Raw genomic sequence first — 18147 nt, 5'->3', positions numbered from 1 at the left:
GTTGCATTGCAGCATTTTATATCAGCCTTGATATTCCCACATGTTTACATCGACCATTATCGACAGCCGAAACAACAAGATAGCTCCATGATTTGCATGTTAAAGCAACAAATATTGCAAACGACGGAATTTCGGGCTAAGAATCCCTCGGCGAATGATCTCGCTGTAATCTGGGAGGATTGAAATGAGATACGCTATGAAAGCCGGCGCCATCGCGCTGACGCTTAGCCTTGCCGCCGCCGCTTCACCGGCCTGGGCAGACTTCTGGTCCGACGCCGGAGCGAAATTCAAGGGCGTGACGCTGCATGGAGTGACCGAGTCCACGCCCCCTTCCAACTTTATCAAGGATGTGCTGGCACCCGAATTCGAGAAGAAAACGGGCATCAAGGTCGAAATCGAAACGACGTCCTGGGATCAGATGTACGACAAGGCGATCAAGGACATGGAAGCTGGCACCGGCATCTACGACGTCGTCTATATCGAGCAGGACATCGTCTATTCCTATATGGCGCGAAACTTCCTGACCGACATCACCAAGGCGCTGAAGGACCAGCCGGATCTGAAGGCACCGACCTACGATGCCGCCAATTTCACCAGCTTCTCCAACTACTTCAAGGATGCGAACGGCGATCTCTACGGCGTGCCGATGGAGGCCTTCCTCAAGACCTATCTCTATCGCAAGGACCTGTTTGACGATCCGGAAATCCAGGCGGCGTTCAAGCAGAAAACGGGCCATGATCTGAAGCCTGCAACAACCCACGAGCAATATACGGAAATCGCCGACTTCTTCACCCAATGGGGCAAGGATCACAATATGCAGCTATGGGGCTCGACGGCGCAGGCCCATACGGGGCATCCGGCCTCCTGGTACGAGTTCTTTGAGTCCGTTGCGCCGACCTTCGGCGTCTACAATTGGGGCATCGATGCGCAGAAGGACTATGCCGCGACCGTCGAGCATGGCGGCCAGATGAACAGCGACAAGGCGAAGGCCGCGCTGAAATGGTGGCTGCATCTGCGTGACATCGCACCGCCAGAATCCTCGCAATCCACATGGACGGAAGTCGCCACGACCTTCGCTGCCGGCCGGGTGGCGCAGGGTCTGGTCTATGGCGAGAACGCGGCCTGGATCGCGACCGATTCCTCGCAGTCGAAGGTCACGGGCAAGGTCGGCTTCGCCCTGCCGCCGCTCAAGCCGGGCGTGCTCGAGGCCGCCGAAGCCGGCAAAGGTTATGTCGGTTATTATGACGGCGGCGCCTTCGGCCTGCCTGTCACCTCCAAGAACCAGGAGGCAGCCCTGCTCTTCCTGCAATTCATCGGCCAGAACGAGGTACAGCCGGACTGGGCGATTGCCGCGCCGCGCGTCACCAATACCGCGACCTTCGACGACCCCAAGGTCAAGGCCATGGATGTCAAGCTCGGTGGCTTCTATACGATGCTGAAAGATCAGGGCAAGCTCTTCGCCGGCGCTCCGCCCTATCCGTTCCACGCCCAGGTGCGCGAAGCGACCGCCCCGATTTTCTTCGACATCCTGACCGGCAAGATCGGCCCGGACGAGGGCCTCGACAAGATGGCGGCAAAGACGGAAGAGGAACTGACCTCGCTCGGCTATCGCAAATAGCCTTCCCTTCCGAACGTGCAGGCCGCCGTCAATAGCGGCCTGCCATCCCATCGCTGCAAAACGGGCACCTTAGCAACCGCCACAGGGGGATAGGGCGATGCATTCACAGAAGCTCGGCTGGCTCTTGCTGTCACCAACCATAGTGATCCTCGGGCTCTTCGGCATTTTTCCGTTCGTCTATGTCGTCTGGGTTTCCTTCCATGCGTGGAATCCGTTTGCAGCCAACCCGCACATGGTCTTCAACTGGGCGGAAAATTACCGCAAGGTCGTTTTCGATCAGCAATTCCTGGCGTCCCTGGGCATCACGGCGGCGTTCGTCTTCTTCGCCGTAGTTTCGGAAATCGTGCTCGGCTACGTGCTCGCGCAGGCGCTTCTGAAGGATTTTCCCGGCAAGGCAATATTCCGCACTATCCATACCCTGCCGTTGATCATGGCGCCGATCATCGTCGGATCGGTCTGGAAGCTGATGACGACGCCCTCCATCGGCATCATTCCATACCTGCTGCACAGCTGGTTCGGCTTCGATCTCAACATCGGCCAAAGCGCGGGTGCGGCTTTCATCGTTACGGTGATCATGGACATCTGGCACTGGACGCCCCTGGTGACGCTTTCGCTGATCGCCGCTCTGGTTTCATTGCCACCGGATCCATTCGAGCAAGCGCAGATCGACGGAGCGGGCAAGAGCCAGATCTTCTGGCACATCACGCTCCCGATGATCCGACCGGCCTTGATCGCCACCGTCTTCATCCGGCTCATGGATGCGCTGCGGACCGTGGACGAGGTGCTGATGCTGACTGGCGGCGGCCCCGGTTCCGCGACGCGCTACATCGGCGTGCACATCTTCAGGGAAGTCTTTCCCAAGACGAACTACGGCTATGGTTCGGCCATCTCGGTCGTCGTGCTGTATCTGACCATCGTTGTCTGCTGGCTGCTCTATGTCAGCCTGATCGCGCCGCGCGCCAGGAAAGGTTGAAACGATGAAGACCCGTTATCCTTGGCTTCTGGCCGTCATGTGGATCGCCATCAGCTTTGCGACCCTCTTTCCGATCTATTGGCTCTTCGTCATCTCGGTAAAGCCGACGGTCGAGCTGTTCTCCACGCCCGAAGTCATTCTGAGAAGCCTGTTCTGGAAGAACTATACCGATGTGCTGAACAACCCGACGCTGCGTGGCTATATGGTGAATTCGCTGCTCATTTCCTCGGGCAATGCGCTGCTGGTGACGACGCTCGGCTTTCTGGCCTGCTACGCGCTTTCCCGCTTCGACCTCGCCGGCAAGGAGAGCATCTTCTTCTGGACCATCACCAACAGAATGGCGCCACCGGCCGTATTCCTGCTGCCGCTCTTCCTGCTGCTGACACAGGTCTACAAGATCGGCAGTTTTTCCTTTGCGGATACGCGGACCGGCATGATCCTCGTCTATTGCTCGTTCAATCTTCCCTTTGCGATCTGGACGCTTCGCCCGACGGTCGAAGGCATTCCGAAAGAGCTTGATGAGGCAGCCTATGTCGACGGCGCAAGCACATGGACGGTTCTGTCGGATATCATATTCCCGCTGGCGCGGCCGGGATTGGCAGTAACGCTGATCCTGACCTGGGTCTTCGCATGGAACGAGTATCTGCTCGCGGCGACCCTGACCAATTTCAGGGCGCGTACCTTGACCACCGGCCTTTCTGAATATGTCACGACGACGGGCACCCAATGGGGGATCATGGCGGCAATATCGGTCTTCACCCTCATTCCCGCACTCATCGTCTTCACCATCGTGCAGCGCCATATCGTTGCGGGCCTGACCTTCGGTGCCGTGAAAGGATAACGCAATGTCTTCGGAATCCGAAAACGACGAGCGCAAGGTGGGGTTCCTGCCGATTGAGACGAATTGGTTCGACCGGCTGTTCATCTCGGTCGTCATCTGGGTGGCGCTGTCGCTCCTATGGATGCGCTTTATCGAACCATTGGGGCTTTCGGTCTGGATAGCGACGGCGATTTCCGCCGCGCTCGGCGCCTACATCATCCGGCGCGGGTAAGGGACTGCCGGTAACGGCCAGGAAACACAGCATGCACTGCTGCATCTGGGAGGAAGACATTGGCAAACGTACAGATTAGCGACGTCACGAAGAAATATGGCGCCCTTCAGGTCATGCATGGTGTCAGCGTCGACATCGACGACGGCGAATTCGTCGTTCTGGTCGGCCCTTCCGGATGCGGAAAATCGACGCTGCTGCGCATGGTCGCGGGCCTTGAGACGGTAAGCGGCGGCGATATCAGAATTGGAGGCCGCGTCGTCACCAATGCCCCACCGAAGGAGCGCGACATCGCCATGGTCTTTCAATCCTACGCACTCTATCCGCACAAAACGGTCGCCGAGAACATGGGCTTTCCCCTGAAGATGGCGAAACGCCCCAAGGCGGAAATCGATGAAAAGGTGCGTCGTGCCGCCGAAATCCTCGATCTCTCCCGTTATCTCGATCGTTATCCGAAGCAACTGTCCGGCGGTCAGCGCCAGCGCGTCGCCATGGGCCGCGCCATTGTCCGCGATCCGCAGGTCTTCCTCTTCGACGAGCCGCTTTCGAACCTCGACGCCAAGCTTCGCGTCACGATGCGGGTCGAGATCAAGGAATTGCATCAGCGGCTGAAGACCACCACCATCTACGTCACGCATGACCAGATCGAGGCCATGACGATGGCCAGCAAGATCGTCGTGATGCGCGACGGACGGGTGGAGCAGATCGGCAAACCGCTGGAACTATACGATTTTCCCACAAATATTTTCGTCGCAGGCTTTATCGGCAGTCCCTCGATGAACTTCCTGAAAGGCCGGTTCGGCAATCGCGACGGCCGGCAGGTCGTCATCACGGACGAAGGCGTCGTTCTGCCGGTGGAAACGGTCAACGCCGAGGACGGCCGGCCGGTGACCTATGGAATTCGGCCGGAACACATCACGATCGGCGACAACGGCATCCCGGTCGAGGTGTCCGTGTTCGAGCCGACCGGCTCCGAGACGCTGATCTTCGGCCGCGTCGGTGGAGTGCCGATCGATGCACTCATTCGCGAGCGGATCGAAATCGCGTCGGGGCGAACAATGCATTTCCGTATTGACCCGCGCCATGTTCATATCTTCGATCAGGAAACCGGCAAGAGATTGTAAGAGGACGTTCCGATGAATTTCGATGGGAAGAGGGTGATCGTCACCGGCGCAGGCAAGGGCATTGGCCGCGTGACGGCGGAGATACTTGCGAAGCGGGGGGCTCGTGTGGTGGCCTTGACCAGAAGTGCGGCGGATGTCGCCTCGTTGCGTGACGAACTGGGCTGCGAGGCGATCCAGATCGATCTTGCCGACGCCGAAAAGACGCGGGAGGCGGCATTGGCCGCACTTCCGGCGGATTATCTGATCAACTGCGCTGGGACGACCGAGCTGCAGTCATTTCTCGACACCACGGTTGAAGCCTTCGACCACCTGTTCGCGGTCAATACTCGCGCGCCGATGATCGTGGCGCAGGAATTCGCCCGCTCACTGATCGAAAGAGGCCTTTCCGGCGCGATCGTCAACGTATCCTCCGTCGCCGCCTTCGTCGGCATACCGGACCATGCGGCCTATTGCGCCTCGAAAGGCGGGCTGGACGGCCTGACGCGCGTGATGGCAAAAGAGCTGGCGCCGAAGGGCATTCGCGTCAATGGCGTCCATCCGACCGTCACGCTGACACCCATGGCCATCAAGGCATGGAGCGACCCTGAAAAGGCAGCGCCGATGCGCGAACGGATCCCGCTCGGCCGATTTGCCGAACCTGCGGACGTCGCCGAAGTGATCCTGTTCCTGCTTTCCGACGAGGCGGCCATGGTCAACGGCATTTCGATGCCGGTCGACGGCGGCTATATGATCGCCTGAGATCGCGCAGCGCTACGCCACCGCTAAGCTGCCTCTTCGTAAATCAGGTCCGGTGCGACAATCCATTCTCCCCGCCGGAGCGACAGCACATCAAGCCGGCCTTGACGATCCCTGACGGCAACTCCGACGAAGCGATACCTGCTGCCGTTCCTGTCGACGACGGCATTGCGGATGGGCCGGCCGTGAAGATAGCCGACGACGGGACCTTCCTCGCTTGCCGCGGACAGCAGGAAGTATTCATGAGGGATGTTTCGGCTCACCATCAACGACGATCCTCACGCTGCAAGGCCAGCCCGACACGCGCCGCATCCTTCTGCACGATCAGGCGATCGCGGTCTTCCTGAAGCAGCGGGATTCTTGAGCGGGAGCGCCTGCTCTTCTTGAGTTCGACTACGAATGGCTTTCGTTGCGGCCGCATTATCAGTCCTTTCGGCTATTGATCATGTCAATTAAACAGGCATTCGACCTGGCCGAGCGGTCCGAAGTCTGCCGCCAGATGCTGTCCGGCGCGGACCTGGAGGATCGGCGTGCAGGAGCCTGTCGCCACGATATCGCTCGGTTCAAGCTGCCTGCCATTGGCGACAAGCTCTTCCGCCAGCCAGGCAACCGCATTCAGCGGATTGCCCATGACCGATGACGAATTGCCTGAAAGCATGGTTTGCTGGAACAGGAACGCCGTGACCTCGATCCCGGCAAAGTCGCCGGCCTCGCCCCTTTCGGCATGCTCGCCGCAGAGGGTTGCGACGTGCAGGCCGAAGTCCGCGATCACTGCATTGGCACCGGCAATCGCGTGCCGGATCCTTCTGCCGATAATGCCAATTGCCGGGCGGCAGCTCATAATGGCATCGGCCACGCTGTCGAGGGAAATTCGCTCGCCGTCATCCGGAAATGATCGCAGCATCGTAAAGACGAACTCGCACTGTACGCCGATTGTTCCAGGCGGCAGCCGGAAGTTTTGAGCCTTTCTTTGCAAGCCGAAGGCAGGGATTTCGGAATAGATCGGCCCCTTCAGGCCGAGCATGCGGCGCGCAGGATCGCTCGTGCCGACAAGTGCATAGCCTTTGCGTTCGAAACCGAGCGCGTCCTGCGCCGTTGTCTGGATATCGTATGCTTCACGTTCGGATTCTATCAGGTCGAGCGGAAGATCGCAGAGCTCTTCACGACGACGGCTCTTTGCGAGAATATCCGCCGTTGTGTCCTTCAGTTCGAAATACATCTTCGCTCCAATCGCACCATTGACGATAGGACGAAGATGGCCCGACATGCGTAGCCGTTCCATTCATCGCAGCGCACGAAAATATTAAAATCTCATAGTGATCGCGCTACCCATCGCGACAGGCGGGCACGTGCATATCATTGATTTCCTCATTGAAGCGAATTGACGGCCGTCTGCGTCCATTTTCGACAATGCGGGAATGGGGAGGCTACCGAGCCCGCTAATTTGCCCGCCCGATATATTGCGCCATGTCGATCATGCGGTTGGAAAAACCCCATTCGTTGTCGTACCAGCCGAACACCCTGAGAAGACCGCCGGCGGAAAGCGACATTTCCGGTCCGCTTAAGACGAGCGATTCCGGGCGGCCGCGCAGATCGACCGAAACCAATGGCTTCTCGATCCACCCCAGCACCGGGGATCCTAGAGCGACATGCTTCAATCTTGCGCGCATGGTATCCAGGTCTGACACGTTGCGAACCGCAACCGTCAGATCGATCGCCGAGACGCTGGCGGTCGGCACGCGAAGGGCACGGGCTTCGATGAGACCGGCAAGATAAGGAAGCACGTCGCCGACGATCGCATGTGCACTCGTCGTCGTAGGCACCATCGAAAGGGCGGCCGCGCGGCTGCGCGACAGCTCCGAGCGCGGCTGATCGATCGTCGGCTGGCTTGCCGTGTAGCAATGAACCGTGGTCATCTGACCACCGATGATGCCGAATTCCCGGTCGACGACGCGCAAAAGCGGCGCAAGCGCATTCGTCGTGCATGATGCGTTTGAAATCACCGCCTGGCCGCGGAAGGTTTCCTCGTTTGCCCCCAGCACCAGCGTCACATCGGCTGCGGCAGAAGGGCCGGAAATGAGAACCCTTCTTGCTCCGGCCGCAATTCCTCGCTGTGCCACCACCCGTGATTTGGCATGACCGGTACATTCCAGAACAACGTCGATGCCGCGAAGATCGAGTTTGCTGATGTCGGGAGCATTGTGAAACGGTATCGACGCCCCACCGACGATAAGGAGCTGGTCCTCGAAGGACACCGGCTCCGCCCACGGGCCGTATACGCTGTCAAATTCAAAGAGATAAGCGCATGTCTCCAAATCGGCGATGTCGTTGATCAGCGCGATTTCGATATCGCGGCGATCACGCAGGAGAAGGCGCAGAACGGAACGTCCGATCCTGCCAAATCCATTGATTGCAATTCTTAGTGGCCGGCCTGACATGCGAATCTCCACCTACTCGATCGAGCGGAAAGTGTAGACGACATCACCGCCTCATGCCTCCCCCAAATGCGCCGCTTCAGAAATCGACCTCGATCGCCACGCCTTTCGCCAAAGCGAGTTCGACGGCGGCGGAAGCAACGGCCAGGTCCTGAAGGCCGACACCCGTACCATCGAACAGCGTGACCTGATCCTGGGAGGTCCGGCCCGGATGCGTTCCGTTGATCACGGCACCGATTTCGACGATGGCCTCTTTTCGGATCAGCCCCCTTTCGATGGCGTGCTGCGTCTCGCCGATCGTTATGGCCTGCTCGACTTCATCGGTGAAGACGGTTGCGACAGCGAGGAGCTCAGCCTCGACCTCCTGCTTGCCTTTCGTATCCGTGCCCATGCAGGCGAGATGCGTGCCGGCGCGGACCTGCGAAGCCTTGAGAAGCGGAGCGAAGGACGAGGTGATCGAGATGATGACATCCGATTCAGCTCCCAGGCGATCGCGATCGACTGCCTCGAAGGGAAGGCCCTCCTCCTTGGCAACCTCCTCCAGACGACTCAGCATGTCGGGATGCGGGTTCCAGGCGAGGATCTTCTCGAGTGCGCGCTGCTCGAGGGCTGCGCGCAACTGAAACGTCGACTGATGACCCGCGCCGATCATGCCGAGGACCTTCGCATCTTTTCGGGCGAGATATTTAATCGAGATTGCCGATGCGGCGGCCGTCCGCAGCGCAGTCAGCAAGTTACCGCCCACCATGGCGCGGCATCTTCCGGTATCGGCGTCGAACAGGAAGATGGTGGACTGGTGATTGGTAAGGCCTCTGCTGGTATTGTTTGGCCAGAACCCACCGGACTTGAGGCCGAGCGCCAGGCTCTTTCGATCGAAGCCGGATTTGAAGCCATACAGCGCATCGGCATGCCCGATCGCCTCCCGGATCACGGGAAAATTATAGGCCGACCTGTTCGCCATCGAGGCGAAGACCTCTTCGACCGCCTTGAGGCAATCGGAGGGCGTGACCAGTTCGGCAATGGCACTTTCGGGAATGATGATCATTGCACTTCCGCCTGGTTTGCCGGGAGCCGAAGCCCCCTGTTTCATCAATAGGCCTTGCCGCGGGCCGACACCGGCCAAAGCGTTTCCACCTTGCCGTTGCGCACGCCGACATACCAGTCGTGAACATTGCAGGTCGGATCGCAATGGCCCGGAACCAGGCGGAGCTTCTCGTTGATCTTGAGAACGCCGTCCGGATCTTCGATAACGCCGTGTTCGTCGGAGCATTTGATGTATTTCACATCATTGCGGCCGTAGATAAAAGGCAGGCCTGAGTCGACGGATTGCGCCTTGAGGCCGGCGTCGCAGATCGCCTTGTCGGGCTTTGCATGGCTCATGATGCTCGTCAGGATGAAGAGAGCATTTTCCCATTCGCCATGGTCGATCCTCTTGCCGTCCTTGTCCTGGATACGGCCGTAATCGGCATCCATGAACGCATAGCTGCCGCACTGCAGCTCATTGTAGACGCCCGAATTGCTCTCGAAATAGTAACTTCCCGTGCCGCCGCCACTGACCAGTTCGGGTTCCAGGCCTTCGGCCTTCAGCGCTCCGACGGCATCCTTGACCTGAGCGATGGCCGCATCGAGCTTCGCCTTGCGGTCTTCATATTTATCGATGTGCTGCATCGCGCCCTGATAGGCCTGAATGCCGGTGAACTTGAGACCCGGTGCCGCATGGATGGCATTGGCGAGTTCGACGACGGCCGACGTCGTCGTGACGCCGCAGCGTCCGGCGCCGCAATCGATCTCCACGAAGCACTCCAGCGTCGTGCCGTACTTCTGTGCCGCCTTGGAGAGTTCCTCGACATTGGCGAGATCATCGACGCAGACGATGATGCGTGCGCCGTGCTGCGGCAGAAGCGCCAGGCGGTCGATCTTTGCCGGATCGCGAACCTGGTTCGAGACCAGGACATCCTTGATGCCGCCACGCACGAAGACCTCCGCCTCGGAAACCTTTTGGCAGCAGACGCCGATTGCACCGCCAAGCTCCTGCTGGAGCCTGAGGACATCGACGGATTTATGCATCTTGCCATGCGCCCTGTGGCGCATGTTGTGGGCTTTTGCATAGTCACCCATCTTGCGGATGTTGTGTTCGAGCGCATCGAGATCGAGGATCAGGCATGGTGTCTGGATGTCGTCGACGCTCATGCCCGGAAGAGCCGGCACATCGTAGCCGACTTCCATGCCGGCGAATTTCGGTTCCATGTTCATTGCTCTTTCTCCCTTACTGCCAAGGCAATGTGTCGAGGTCGACGTTTCCGCCGGTGATGATGATGCCAATGCGCTGACCGGCGAAAACCTCCCTATTCTTGATGATCGTCGCCAGCGGGACGGCGCTTGAAGGTTCCATGACGATCTTCATCCGCTTCCAGATGAGCTTCATCGCATCGACGATATCCTCTTCGGAGGCCGTCAGGATATCGGTCACATGGTTTCTGACGAAATGCCAGGTCAGCTCCTTGAGCGGCACTTTCAGACCATCGGCCACCGTATTCGGCGCGTCGTCGGCAATGATGTAGTCCGCCCTGAAGCTGCGGCAGGCATCATCGGCCTGCTTGGGTTCGGCGGCATAGATCCGGACATTCGGCGCGAGGTTCGACAAGGTGAGGCAGGTTCCCGACACCATGCCGCCACCGCCGATCGGTGCGACCACGGCATCGAGCCCGTCGACCTGCTCGATCAGTTCCATCGAGCAGGTTGCCTGGCCTGCGATGACGCGCGGATCATTGTAGGGATGAACGAATTCGGCGCCGCTCTCGGCGACGACTTCGGCAAAGACGGCCTCGCGCGAGGAGGTCGAAGGTTCGCATTCGACCACTCTGCCGCCATATCCCCGGACGGCATCCTTCTTTGCCTGCGGCGCGGTCCGCGGCATGACGACGGTGCAGGGAATGCCCCGCCGCCCGGCGGCGTAGGAAAGGCACGTTCCGTGGTTTCCGGATGAATGCGTGGCAACGCCGCGGGCAGCCTGCTCGTCACTCAGGCCGAAGACGGCGTTGGATGCGCCGCGGGCCTTGAACGCACCGGCTTTCTGAAAGTTCTCGCATTTGAAGAACAATTCGGTGCCGACGAGCGAGTTGATGAAGCTGGAGGTGAGGACCGGGGTGCGATGGATGTGGGGCCTGATGCGCGTATGCGCAGCCACCACATCGGCCAATGTCGGAATGTACATCATATAGCTCCTCAGGCCGCGGCCTGAATCTTGGATTGCTGGTCGTTGCGATAGTGTTCCTGCGCGGCCGCAACACCCGAGCCGAGTTTGACATTGAGACCGAGATCGACCATGGCCATCTCAGCCGCCGCTATGCCCGACAGGGCCATGACGTCAGTCAAACTGCCGAGATGCCCGATGCGGAACACCTTGCCGGCGACCTCGCCCAACCCGGTTCCGAAAGCGACATCGTACTTCCTCGCGGCATGCGCGACGATCGATGTCGCGTCGAAACCTTGCGGCGTGCGGATCGCACTCACCGTGTCGGAATAGAGTTCCTCGCCTCTAGCGCACAGATTAAGATCCCATGCCCGAACGGCGGCTCGGATGCCGCCGGCAATACGCCGGTGTCTTGCAAATACATTCTCCAGTCCTTCGGCGAGCAACAGCTCCGTCGAGAGTTTCAGCCCGTTCAGAAGGCCGACCGCCGGGGTATAGGGATAGGCGTTGTTCGCATAGCTCTTCGCCATATCGCGAATATCGAAGAAGGTACGCGGAAGCTTTGCCTGATCGACCGCTGCCAGGGCCTTCGGGGAAAAGGCCGTGATCGCCAGACCGGCGGGCAGCATGAAGCCCTTTTGCGACCCCGTCACGGCGATGTCGACGGACCATTCGTCCATGCGGAAATCCATCGAGGCGATCGAGCTGACACCATCGACGAACAACAAGGCGGGATGGCCGGCGGCGTCGATCGCCCGGCGGATGGCAGCGATATCGGATTTGACGCCGGTTGCAGTCTCGTTGTGCGTGACGAGGACGGCCTTGATTTCGTGCGCGGTATCGCCTGCAAGAACTTCCTCATAGCGATCGGCAGGAGCACCGCCGCCCCATTCGGCCTCTATGATATCGACCTTGAGGCCATGGCGCTGACACATGTCGATCCAGCGATGGCTGAACATGCCGTAGCGGGCCGCCAATACGCGATCACCGGGGCTGAGCGTGTTGGTGATGGCCGTTTCCCATCCACCGGTTCCCGTGGACGGAAACACGAATATGGAGGCCTTTTCGGTTTTGATGACCTTCTTTACGCCGGCAAGCGCCGGGCGCAGAATTTCGCCGAAGAGCGGGGACCGGTGATCGAGCGTCGGCATGTCCGCAGCCTTGCGAAGGACTTCGGGCATATTCGTCGGACCGGGGATGAAAACCGGATTTTGCATATACATCTGGGTGTCCTCCTAATGTTGAAAGATGGATAGCATGTCCAACACGGGAGATAAATTTTTTTGAAATCATTTTTCAAAATAGAAGCTAATACAATTTTATTTATATAAAACATGATGTTGACTTTTTTCATTATATGAATAATTTTTTCATCATGAAATTTTTCTGGAAATGACTTCAAGGAGACGATACCGATGCCTGCCGAAACGCGCCGACGCGGGCGCCCAAAAGCCTTCAACGGCCCTCAGACACAAAATACGATCCAGGCGCTCGATCGCGCATTGGACGTGCTCGATGCGCTTTCGACGCCCGAGGGCATGACACTTTCGGAACTCGCCGGGAAGCTCGACCAATCCGCAGCGACCATGCACCGCGTGCTTGCAACGCTGGAGCGCCGCGAATTCGTCGAGATCAGCCCCGATCGCCAGGTATGGTATATCGGCCCGGAGGCATATCGGCTCGGCTCCGCCTTTCTCCGGCGCACCAACGTCGTCGAGCGAAGCCGCCCGATCATGCGGGAGCTCATGCTGGAAACGGGTGAGACCTCCAATCTGGGCATCGAGAAGGACGGAAATGTCCTTTTCATCAGTCAGGTGGAGACCCACGAGTCGATCCGGGCGTTTTTTCCGCCGGGAACGCTGTCGCCGCTGCATGCCTCCGGCATCGGCAAGGCGCTGCTGAGCACCTATGACGACGATCGCCTCGCCACGCTTTTCAAGAAAAGAGAGCTGGAGCGCTTTACCGAGAACACCATGCGCTCCTTCGACCAGTTGCGCGAGGAGCTGCAAAAGACACGGGACCGCGGCTATTCCTTCGACGACGAGGAGCGGACAAAAGGAATGCGCTGCGTGGCGGCGCCCATCCTGAACGTGCATGGAGAAGCCATAGCAGGCATTTCCGTCTCCGGGCCGAAGCATCGCCTCCAGGACGCCGACATCCACCGGATCGGCGAACGGGTGAGGAGCGCTGCCGGAATGGTGTCCCGTCGTCTCGGGGCTCCGTGAGATCGAACAACCTTACCATGGAATCCACCAGCGGCTCGTGTGCGGGATGAACCGTTCCGACTGGAGACGTCTATTCCATCGCTGGACCCGAAAGGAAGGACGTTGCACGTATGTAGTTTTTAGACTACATTTCTCTCATGATTGAGTTAAAGCAAACTGCGATCTTCGCAAAATGGGAATCCCGCCTCCGAGACAAGCGAGCCAAAACCATTATTGCAGCGCGACTGATGCGGTTGGCCGAAGGCTTGCCGGGCGACGTCGAACCCGTAGGCGAAGGCGTTAGCGAACTGCGGATTCACTACGGTTCCGGATATCGCATCTACTTCCAGCAGCGCGGAAATCTCCTGATCGTGTTGCTATGTGGCGGAAACAAAGGATCGCAAGCCCGCGACATTGCCGCCGCCAAGAAACTGGCTAAAGAATGGAATGCACAAGATGACTGAAAAACTAACTACCTACGACCCTGCCGCCGCACTGGTGGACGATGAAGAAATCGCCGCTTTCATGGCGGATGCTTTTGAAACTGGCGATGCGGCCTATATTGCCAAGGCGCTTGGCGTTGTCGCCCGCGCTAAAGGCATGACGGAAATATCACGCAAAACCGGGCTATCCCGGGAACAGCTCTACCGCTCATTTAGTGAACGCGGAAATCCAACACTCAAGACAACACTTGCAGTGATGCGTGCACTTGGCGTTGACATCACTGCCAAGGCCCATACCGCGCATTGACCTTACCCAATGGCTCGGGGCGTAATTGTGCCATTTGCGCTAAATGGGCTTGTGGGACAACGATGAGCCTCTTGTAGATCAAAGCCCGGCGCAGAATAAGTTGGCTTTGCCGCCGGGAACGCTATAGATTGGATGCGGTACTATGGTGTCCGATCGATGGCGTATTGGCACTCTCTTCCGCAAGTCCATCCCCAGAGCGCAACTCGACTCTCTCGGAAATAGTCTGAAAATCTAGAATGTCTTTCGCAAATTGTAGGGAAATCCGGCTCTAGCGCCCGGAGCCTTTAAAAGCGCACAATCTCTCCCGCCACGAAACGCCGGTCACAGGCGCTTCTCGCGCCCGCATCGGAGGAGATGCGGGCAAGCCCCATGACATTCATGAGCGCATGAAACGCTTAGGGAGGAACGATGCTTGAACGATTTTTCAAATTGAGTGAACACGGCACGTCCGTGCGCACCGAACTCATCGCGGGCGTGACGACGTTCTTGACGATGTCCTACATCATCTTCGTCAATCCGGATATCCTGTCGACCACCGGCATGGACCGCAATGCCATATTCGTCGCCACCTGTCTTGCCGCGGCGCTGGGTTCCATCGTCATGGGGCTTGTTGCCAATTGGCCGATCGGCATGGCGCCGGGCATGGGGCTCAACGCCTTCTTTGCCTTCACCGTCGTCGCCACACTCGGATTCAGCTGGCAGCAAGCGCTCGGTGCAGTCTTCATCTCGGGCGCCATCTTCGTCTTGCTGACGGTCACCGGCGTGCGCAGCTGGCTGATCGCCGGCATACCGCGATCGCTCAGAAGCGCGATCGCCGCTGGTATCGGCCTCTTCCTGGCGATCATCGCGCTCAAGAGCGCCGGCATCGTCGTTGCCAACAAGGCGACGCTCATCGGCCTTGGAGATCTGAAGCAGACGGGCCCGCTTCTTGCGATCTTCGGCTTCTTCGTCATCGCCGTACTCGACGCGATGAGAGTCAGAGGCTCGATCCTGATCGGCATTCTTGCGGTCACAGTCCTTTCCTGGATCCTCGGCGTCAGCCAGTTCCACGGCATCGTTTCGGCACCGCCATCGATGATGCCGACCTTTCTGCAGCTCGACATTATGGGCGCCCTGCACGGCGGCCTGATCCACATCATCCTCGTCTTCGTGCTCGTCGAGGTCTTCGACGCCACCGGAACGCTGATCGGTGTCGCCAAGCGGGCGAAGCTTCTCGAGGAAGGCAAGCCGAACCGCTTGAGCCGGGCTCTGCTTGCCGACAGCGCGGCCATCGTCGCCGGCTCGCTGATGGGCACCAGCAGCACGACGGCTTATGTCGAAAGCGCCTCAGGCGTTCAAGCAGGCGGCCGCACCGGCCTGACGGCACTCACCATCGCCGTGCTTTTCCTGGCGTCGCTGTTCTTTTCACCGCTCGCGGGCTCCGTTCCCGCCTATGCAACCGCACCGGCCCTGCTCTATGTCGCCGGCCTGATGATGCGCGAGTTGACGGAGATCGAATGGGACGACCTGACCGAGGCGGCACCGGCAGCGCTGACGGCACTTGCAATGCCGTTCACCTACTCGATCGCCAACGGCCTTGCCTTCGGGTTCATCAGCTACGTCGTCCTGAAGGTCTGCACCGGGCGCTGGAAGATACTTCATCTGGCAACGCAGATCGTAGCCGCCTTGTTCATCGTTCGCTTCGCCTTCTTCGCGGGCTAGCCAAAACGCTGCACATCAAGGGAGCCGGATCATCCATTGCGGTGGTCCGGCTCCCAATCTGTTTGCAGTCCTTGTCTTGACCAAAATGGACACTCAAGAGCCAGAAATGCCGCGCATCTCATCATCGATAGGCGATGCTCAGAAACGATCGGCGGAACGCTGTATGTGAAAGGCAGGGCCAGAAGCGAGGCATCCAAATGAGAAAGGGGCGTCGGAATTGCGGCGCCCCTGTTTCATTTAAACCGCTCCGCTGATTAGCGGATCAGGAATGGCTCGGCAAAGAAGTGCTCTTCCAGATTGACACCCTCGCCGCCACGATCGACGACGGCAAAATCCGAGACGCCGTCGAGTGGTGTGAGGATGCCATGCCAGACATTGCGGCCGATATTGACACCCTGTCCGGGCTTTGTGCGAAAAGCCAAAGGCTCTCCCGGCCCATTTGCGGTTTCCTGTGCGACGACAACCAGAAACGGATTGTCGGTCAGCGGTATGAAGGCCTGGCTGCCAAGCGGATGCCGCTCAACCATCTTCAGCTCCAGCGGCAGCCTGTAAGGCTCGCCGCGCAGCAGGCTGATCATCGCGCGCGCTTTCTCGCCGATCGTCTCGACTTTTGCGAGATCATGATATCGCACACATTTGCCGGCATTGATGGCGTAATTATAGGCCCCTTCCATCTCTATCACTTCGCCGTAGGGGAAGAAGGCAACACGCGTCAGCGGCTGAATCTCGATCACTTTCATTCACGCTCTCCTCATTTGTGCTCTTGACGTGCGATGGCCGACCTCATGCGGCACTCCGATCCAGCCCTTCTTCATCGGGAAGCATGGCGACAAGCCGCAGGAACGCGATGCGCTCCACCTGCCGGCAGGCAGTGGCGAATTCAGCGTCGCGATCATTTTCGATCCGGATCTCGAATGCAGCGAGGATCCCGGATTTCGTGTGATCGCGCACGGCGATGATGAATGGAAAGCCGAACTTGGCGACATAGCGGTCGTTGAGATCGGTGAAACGCGCCCGCTCGTGGTCCGTTAGCGCGTCGAGCCCGGCGGATGCCTGCTCTTCCGTGGAGTTCGTCGTCAGACGCTTCGCCTGCGCCAGTTTGCCGGCAAGATCCGGGTGGGCGACGAGTACGCCGAGCCGTTCTTCCTCGCTTGCCGCCCGGAACTGGAAGGCGAGCGCGGCATGGAGGCCAATCGCCGTATCGTTTGCCGGCGAAAGTTCGTCTGCGAAGGCGCGATGGGCGATCCAGGGCGAATGTTCGAAGACGCCACCGAACCGCTCCACAAAGGCACCCTCCGGCATTTGCGAGGCCCGCTCCGAGACCGGCCTTGGCGGATACGTCTTCGCCCAATGCTCGGCGATATCGACGCGGCGGGCGATCCAGACCTTTTCATGGCTCTGGATGTAGTCGATGAAGCGGGCGAGCGCCATGATGCGCCCCGGACGTCCGATCAGCCGGCAATGCAGGCCGACGCTCATCATCTTCGGGCGGCCGGCTGCACCTTCGGCATAGAGCGCATCGAAGGAATCCTTCAGGTAGGTGAAGAACTGATCGCCACTGTTGAAGCCCTGCGGCGTCGCAAAGCGCATGTCGTTGGCATCGAGCGTATAGGGAATGACGAGTTGGTGGCGGCCGCCATGCTCATGCCAATAGGGAAGGTCGTCGGCATAAGTGTCGGAGATGTAATCGAAACCGCCCGCTTCCGTCACCAGATCGACCGTGTTGACCGAGCAGCGGCCGGTATACCAGCCGCGCGGCCGCTCGCCGGTAATAAGCGTGTGCAGGCGGATCGCCTCGGCGATCGCCGCACGCTCCTCTTCAGGCCCCGTATCCTTGTGTTCGACCCACTTGAAGCCATGCGATGCGATTTCCCAGCCGGCCTCCTGCATGGCGGCGACCTGCGCCGGCGAGCGCCTTAGCGCGGTTGCAACGCCGTAGACGGTGACGGGCAGTTGTTTCTCGATGAAAAGCCGATGCAGGCGCCAGAAGCCGGCGCGGGCGCCATATTCATAGATCGATTCCATGTTCCAATGGCGCTGGTCCGGCCACGGAGCAGCGCCGACGATTTCCGACAAAAAGGCTTCGGATGCCGCATCGCCATGCAGCACGCAATTCTCGCCGCCCTCTTCGTAATTCAGGACGAACTGCACGGCGATGCGCGCCTCGCCCGGCCATTGAGCCGCCGGCGGCGTCCGGCCATATCCGTGCATGTCACGGCAATATCGCATGAAACACTCCTCCAAATGTCGTCGATGGCAAATGTCTAACCGCAAATCGCGCGCGCTATTCCCCTTGGAAATTTTGAAAGTCTCGAACGTTACAGCTGCTTTTCAGGGGAATGAGCCTGGCGGATAGTGAAGGCAG

The 18147-nt window shown here is 59.2% G+C and carries 20 protein-coding genes; 10 read left to right on the top strand and 10 right to left on the bottom strand.

The window, feature by feature from the left end; genetic code table 11:
* Window positions 1-184: 184 nt before the first annotated feature.
* From FHT84_RS01515 to FHT84_RS01490, 6 genes are all read left to right on the top strand, one after another.
* Entirely contained in the window at window positions 185-1618 is a 1434-nt protein-coding gene (locus FHT84_RS01515; RefSeq protein ID WP_183760961.1) for an extracellular solute-binding protein, read from the top strand.
* 97 nt (window positions 1619-1715) lie between these two features.
* Window positions 1716-2591, top strand: a complete 876-nt coding sequence (locus FHT84_RS01510; RefSeq protein ID WP_112344734.1) for a sugar ABC transporter permease — start codon at window positions 1716-1718, stop codon at window positions 2589-2591.
* Window positions 2592-2595: 4 nt separating this feature from the next.
* The gene (locus tag FHT84_RS01505) at window positions 2596-3432 is read left to right on the top strand and encodes a carbohydrate ABC transporter permease (RefSeq protein ID WP_112344733.1); all 837 of its coding nucleotides are present in this window, start codon (window positions 2596-2598) and stop codon (window positions 3430-3432) included.
* Window positions 3433-3436: 4 nt separating this feature from the next.
* Window positions 3437-3643, top strand: coding sequence for a DUF2160 family membrane protein (locus FHT84_RS01500; protein ID WP_112344732.1), 207 nt, complete (start codon window positions 3437-3439; stop codon window positions 3641-3643).
* A gap of 59 nt (window positions 3644-3702) precedes the next feature.
* Window positions 3703-4764, top strand: coding sequence for a sn-glycerol-3-phosphate ABC transporter ATP-binding protein UgpC (gene ugpC / locus FHT84_RS01495; protein ID WP_183760964.1), 1062 nt, complete (start codon window positions 3703-3705; stop codon window positions 4762-4764).
* 12 nt (window positions 4765-4776) lie between these two features.
* Entirely contained in the window at window positions 4777-5502 is a 726-nt protein-coding gene (locus FHT84_RS01490; RefSeq protein ID WP_183760967.1) for an SDR family oxidoreductase, read from the top strand.
* Between the two features lie 23 nt (window positions 5503-5525).
* Here FHT84_RS01490 and FHT84_RS01485 read toward each other — a convergent pair whose 3' ends face one another.
* From FHT84_RS01485 to bhcA, 8 genes are all read right to left on the bottom strand, one after another.
* On the bottom strand, window positions 5526-5765 hold the full coding sequence (locus FHT84_RS01485) for a hypothetical protein (protein ID WP_183760970.1): 240 nt from the start codon (window positions 5763-5765) through the stop codon (window positions 5526-5528).
* Entirely contained in the window at window positions 5765-5920 is a 156-nt protein-coding gene (locus FHT84_RS01480) for a hypothetical protein (protein ID WP_183760972.1), read from the bottom strand. Before FHT84_RS01480 ends, FHT84_RS01485 begins: the two co-directional genes overlap by 1 nt.
* A gap of 27 nt (window positions 5921-5947) precedes the next feature.
* Window positions 5948-6766, bottom strand: a complete 819-nt coding sequence (locus FHT84_RS01475) for a hydratase (protein WP_246698440.1) — start codon at window positions 6764-6766, stop codon at window positions 5948-5950.
* Between the two features lie 172 nt (window positions 6767-6938).
* Window positions 6939-7937: a glyceraldehyde 3-phosphate dehydrogenase NAD-binding domain-containing protein gene (locus FHT84_RS01470; protein ID WP_183760975.1), complete on the bottom strand. Its 999-nt coding sequence runs from the start codon at window positions 7935-7937 to the stop codon at window positions 6939-6941.
* A 76-nt stretch (window positions 7938-8013) separates the two neighbouring features.
* On the bottom strand, window positions 8014-8979 hold the full coding sequence (gene bhcD / locus FHT84_RS01465) for an iminosuccinate reductase BhcD (protein WP_183760978.1): 966 nt from the start codon (window positions 8977-8979) through the stop codon (window positions 8014-8016).
* A gap of 44 nt (window positions 8980-9023) precedes the next feature.
* Complete coding sequence (gene bhcC, locus FHT84_RS01460) at window positions 9024-10187, bottom strand: 3-hydroxy-D-aspartate aldolase BhcC (protein WP_183760981.1); 1164 nt, start codon at window positions 10185-10187, stop codon at window positions 9024-9026.
* Between the two features lie 13 nt (window positions 10188-10200).
* Entirely contained in the window at window positions 10201-11148 is a 948-nt protein-coding gene (gene bhcB / locus FHT84_RS01455) for a beta-hydroxyaspartate dehydratase BhcB (protein ID WP_183761296.1), read from the bottom strand.
* Window positions 11149-11159: 11 nt separating this feature from the next.
* Window positions 11160-12350, bottom strand: a complete 1191-nt coding sequence (gene bhcA, locus FHT84_RS01450; protein ID WP_183760984.1) for an L-aspartate--glyoxylate aminotransferase BhcA — start codon at window positions 12348-12350, stop codon at window positions 11160-11162.
* Window positions 12351-12542: 192 nt separating this feature from the next.
* Here bhcA and bhcR point away from each other — a divergent pair, with 192 nt between their 5' ends.
* From bhcR to FHT84_RS01430, 4 genes are all read left to right on the top strand, one after another.
* Window positions 12543-13352 (top strand): HTH-type transcriptional regulator BhcR, encoded by an 810-nt coding sequence (bhcR, locus tag FHT84_RS01445; protein WP_183760987.1) that lies wholly within the window; start codon window positions 12543-12545, stop codon window positions 13350-13352.
* Between the two features lie 137 nt (window positions 13353-13489).
* Window positions 13490-13795: a type II toxin-antitoxin system RelE/ParE family toxin gene (locus FHT84_RS01440; protein ID WP_183760991.1), complete on the top strand. Its 306-nt coding sequence runs from the start codon at window positions 13490-13492 to the stop codon at window positions 13793-13795.
* A complete protein-coding gene (locus FHT84_RS01435; RefSeq protein ID WP_112344722.1) occupies window positions 13788-14081 on the top strand; it encodes an addiction module antidote protein in 294 nt (97 codons plus the stop codon). The genes FHT84_RS01440 and FHT84_RS01435 overlap by 8 nt, the downstream gene beginning before the upstream one ends.
* Before the next feature lie 408 nt (window positions 14082-14489).
* Window positions 14490-15782, top strand: a complete 1293-nt coding sequence (locus FHT84_RS01430) for an NCS2 family permease (protein WP_183760994.1) — start codon at window positions 14490-14492, stop codon at window positions 15780-15782.
* 254 nt (window positions 15783-16036) lie between these two features.
* Here FHT84_RS01430 and FHT84_RS01425 read toward each other — a convergent pair whose 3' ends face one another.
* Together FHT84_RS01425 and puuE are read right to left on the bottom strand one after the other, a co-directional pair.
* A complete protein-coding gene (locus FHT84_RS01425) occupies window positions 16037-16522 on the bottom strand; it encodes an ureidoglycolate lyase (protein WP_183760997.1) in 486 nt (161 codons plus the stop codon).
* A 43-nt stretch (window positions 16523-16565) separates the two neighbouring features.
* Window positions 16566-18011 (bottom strand): allantoinase PuuE, encoded by a 1446-nt coding sequence (gene puuE, locus FHT84_RS01420; protein WP_183761000.1) that lies wholly within the window; start codon window positions 18009-18011, stop codon window positions 16566-16568.
* Between the last annotated feature and the right edge of the window lie 136 nt (window positions 18012-18147).

Source organism: Rhizobium sp. BK289, from assembly GCF_014193575.1.
Classification (GTDB): domain Bacteria; phylum Pseudomonadota; class Alphaproteobacteria; order Rhizobiales; family Rhizobiaceae; genus Rhizobium; species Rhizobium tropici_C.
The sequence above is the reverse complement of the archived record's forward strand: the minus strand, read 5'-3'. Positions and strand labels throughout refer to the sequence as shown.